The sequence below is a fragment of the Dolichospermum circinale AWQC310F genome (assembly GCF_000426925.1).
GTDB lineage: Bacteria > Cyanobacteriota > Cyanobacteriia > Cyanobacteriales > Nostocaceae > Dolichospermum > Dolichospermum circinale.
Genome location: NZ_KE384682.1, coordinates 52,155 through 55,070 on the forward strand (window position 1 = coordinate 52,155; position 2,916 = coordinate 55,070).

Sequence of the window (2,916 nt, forward strand, 5' to 3'; positions counted from 1 at the left end):
TGATACTTAAATTAAATTTAACATTTTTTGGGTAAATTAATTCAGTGCGGATTTAGCTACCCTATTTTTCTGATCATTATTACCCAAGACTTAGGCAAGAATAGGGCTTCAGAAATGTCTAATTTGTTTCTACTAAAGTTTTAAATTGTTCCTCACTAATACGGCCTGCTGCATATAAAGTTTCTGTGATTTCAGAAATTGTTAAAACCGCGTGTGCTTGATAGCCATTTTCTCGCAACCTGTCTTTTACACCTTGCTCATGGTCAATAAATACCACAATATCATTGACATTTAATCCTGCATATTTTAACTTTTCTGCTCCTTCCATGACACTTTTACCACTGATCAGAATATCGTCAACAACTACAACAACTTCTCCGGGATTAAAACTACCCTCAATTACCTTGCGGGTTCCGTGTGCTTTTACTTCTTTGCGGGGAAAAATCATCGGGGAATTTAGATGTAATGATAATCCAGTAGCAGTAGGTAAAGAACCATAAGGAATACCCGCTATTCTATCATAAGTTAGTTGTTTGAGAATCTCTGCATAAGCAATCACTATTTGATGAAATATTTGGGGATTGGAAATGATTTTGCGTAAGTCTATATAATAGGGAAAAGTATCTCCAGAAGCTTGGACAAATTCGCCAAACATAATACAACCAATGTCATAAAGTTGTAAAATCAAATCTAAAAGTGGGTGTTGATTTAACAAACAAACATCAGGAAACCAGACAGAACAAACAGAGTTTTCCTGGGAAATTTCAGTTCTGAGATGATTAATTTCCGCCCTTAAAGATTGCAGTTGTGTAGATAGATTTTCGCTTCCTAACATATCTTGAGAAACGGGAAGAAGTAAGCCATCACTATTATAATTTAATCCCGCTGATAGTAAGTTTTTCAGATTACCACCTTCAGACCAAATACTGCGGGCTAAAATTACTCTTTCCGGTGCTTCTTTGCGAATTTTTGCTAAAATGTCTGGCTGAATAGTTCCTACTTCTAAACCAAGTTGTTCAGGTGTTCCCCAATTTTTTGCTTCTTTGACTACTTGTAAATAAAAAGGGGATTCCGCTGTGGGATATTGCTGCAAAATCACTGCACCTGGATTGGAAGTTGTACACAAGATAAAAACGGCTTTATCGGCATAAACTAAAAATGGTGCTACGTGATCCTGTCCCGCATAAGGACTCAAGGTAATTGCATCAATCTGCCATTCTTCAAAAACAGTTTGAGCGAAAATTGTACTAGTATTGAGATCGCTATGTTTGGCATCTAATATAATCGGAATATGGGCAGGAATAGCTTTTAAAGTTCTTTGTAGTAATTCCCATCCTGGAATACCTAAAGCTTCGTAAAATCCTAGAGTGGGTTTATAAGCACACACTAAATCAGTGGTTTGGGCAATAGTAAATTCCAACCAATCCCACAGACTATCAATCATAGTCTTGGGATCTGATTTATGGGAATATCGCTCAGGGAGCATTTCTGGATTAGGATCTAGTCCTACAAACAGTAAACTTTGATTTTGGGCGATCGCTCTATTTAGCTTATCATAGAAGTTCATAAATTTTCCTGGTAATATTCTCAGACCGAATTTATGTGAGGCTGCACAGAAAGATGAAGGCGATTAATACATCTCTTTTTATCTGCGCTTATTTGCGTTTATCTGCGTTTAATAATCTTGGATATCTTATTTGATCCAGATTGATCATAAATCAAAAAGGCACAAGTCACGGCATAATCAACCACGAAGACGCGAAGAACACGAAGAGAAGAGAGTTTTAGAGGTATTTTGCGTAAGTCATCAGTACACTAGGTTTAGCACTTAAATATACTTCTCGGCGATCGCTTTACCTGTGCGTTTGATTTCTTCACCGGGGTTAACAGGAGACTTCAGCACCACCAACACATCTATATCTGATCCGGGTTCTGCATCACCACGGGCTTGAGAACCAAAGAGGGTAAGGTGTTGCAAGCGATAGCGTAAGCGCTGACTTGTCAGTTCGCCATACAGGTCATAAAGTTCTTTTTTTAGGCGAGTGAGAATAGGTTTGAGGTTAATGTTCATGGTTATGAGGGTGATCGCTCTCCTCTAGTTTATCTTATGCGAATCCCTTCCCTCACCACAGCGATCGCTCCCACACAAGCAAAAAAGGTGGGTTAAAAAAGTAACGCACCTTATAAAACAAATATGAAGAGACCGAACTTACTTATTCTGTTGAACAGCGGGCATTAAGTCATTAAATTCTTCAATTCTCAGCATACGAATATCTTTAACTGAAGCCGCAAACCATGGGAGATTTTGAGATAAATCAATTGCAGCAAGTACACACGTAACAGCATTAATAGTGTTTGTATCCCCAAAATAAACACTGCCTTGTTGCCGAGTGAAACCTTTCCTTTGCAAAATTTTCGCAATTTCACCATAAGCATTGTTGTATGGATCACCGTAGTTCAGCTTCAGTGATTCAATATCCATATCAAAAGCAATAGCGTACATTCTTGCTCCCCCAATTTCTTGTTTATTTACCTGCTGTATCTTGCTTAACTGTTGCCGCCCAATAGTTTGGGTCTTGTCTAATTTCTTAGCCACTTGAGAAATCATTTATCCCACCAACATAACGATTTAGCCTCTTAAGTTTAGCAATTTCATTTAGAATATAGCAATCTAAATCAGGCGGAAGTTTCAATATCTAACTTATCCGCTTTAGCAAAATATTAGGATAAAGTTTTCTCAACCTTATCTCTAATATCATCAAAACGAATATAGTGTCTTCCAGCAACATTCCTTAATTCTCTTGCGATAAATTTATCGGTAGCTATTACAGTAAATTGTTTTCCGTTCGCCCTTAATAAGGTCAATGCCCTTTCAAAATCTCCATCCCCACTAATTAATACAGCTTTATCATAGCT

At 37.5% G+C, this 2,916-nt stretch carries 4 protein-coding genes; all 4 read right to left on the reverse strand.

The genetic code is table 11. The annotated features are described in order from the left end of the window. Positions 1 to 118: 118 nt before the first annotated feature. Positions 119 to 1,567 (reverse strand): bifunctional orotidine-5'-phosphate decarboxylase/orotate phosphoribosyltransferase, encoded by a 1,449-nt coding sequence (locus ACIR310F_RS0111370; RefSeq protein WP_028083935.1) that lies wholly within the window; start codon positions 1,565 to 1,567, stop codon positions 119 to 121. Positions 1,568 to 1,828: 261 nt separating this feature from the next. After that, positions 1,829 to 2,071 (reverse strand): nucleotidyltransferase domain-containing protein, encoded by a 243-nt coding sequence (locus ACIR310F_RS22260; protein ID WP_081677585.1) that lies wholly within the window; start codon positions 2,069 to 2,071, stop codon positions 1,829 to 1,831. Between the two features lie 138 nt (positions 2,072 to 2,209). Beyond that, positions 2,210 to 2,608 carry a virulence factor gene (locus tag ACIR310F_RS0111380; protein ID WP_081677194.1) on the reverse strand — a complete coding sequence of 133 codons (399 nt, stop codon included), beginning with the start codon at positions 2,606 to 2,608 and terminating at the stop codon, positions 2,210 to 2,212. Between the two features lie 113 nt (positions 2,609 to 2,721). Next, on the reverse strand, positions 2,722 to 2,916 hold a 195-nt coding region (locus ACIR310F_RS26815), incomplete at its 5' end, for an NYN domain-containing protein (RefSeq protein ID WP_231387497.1).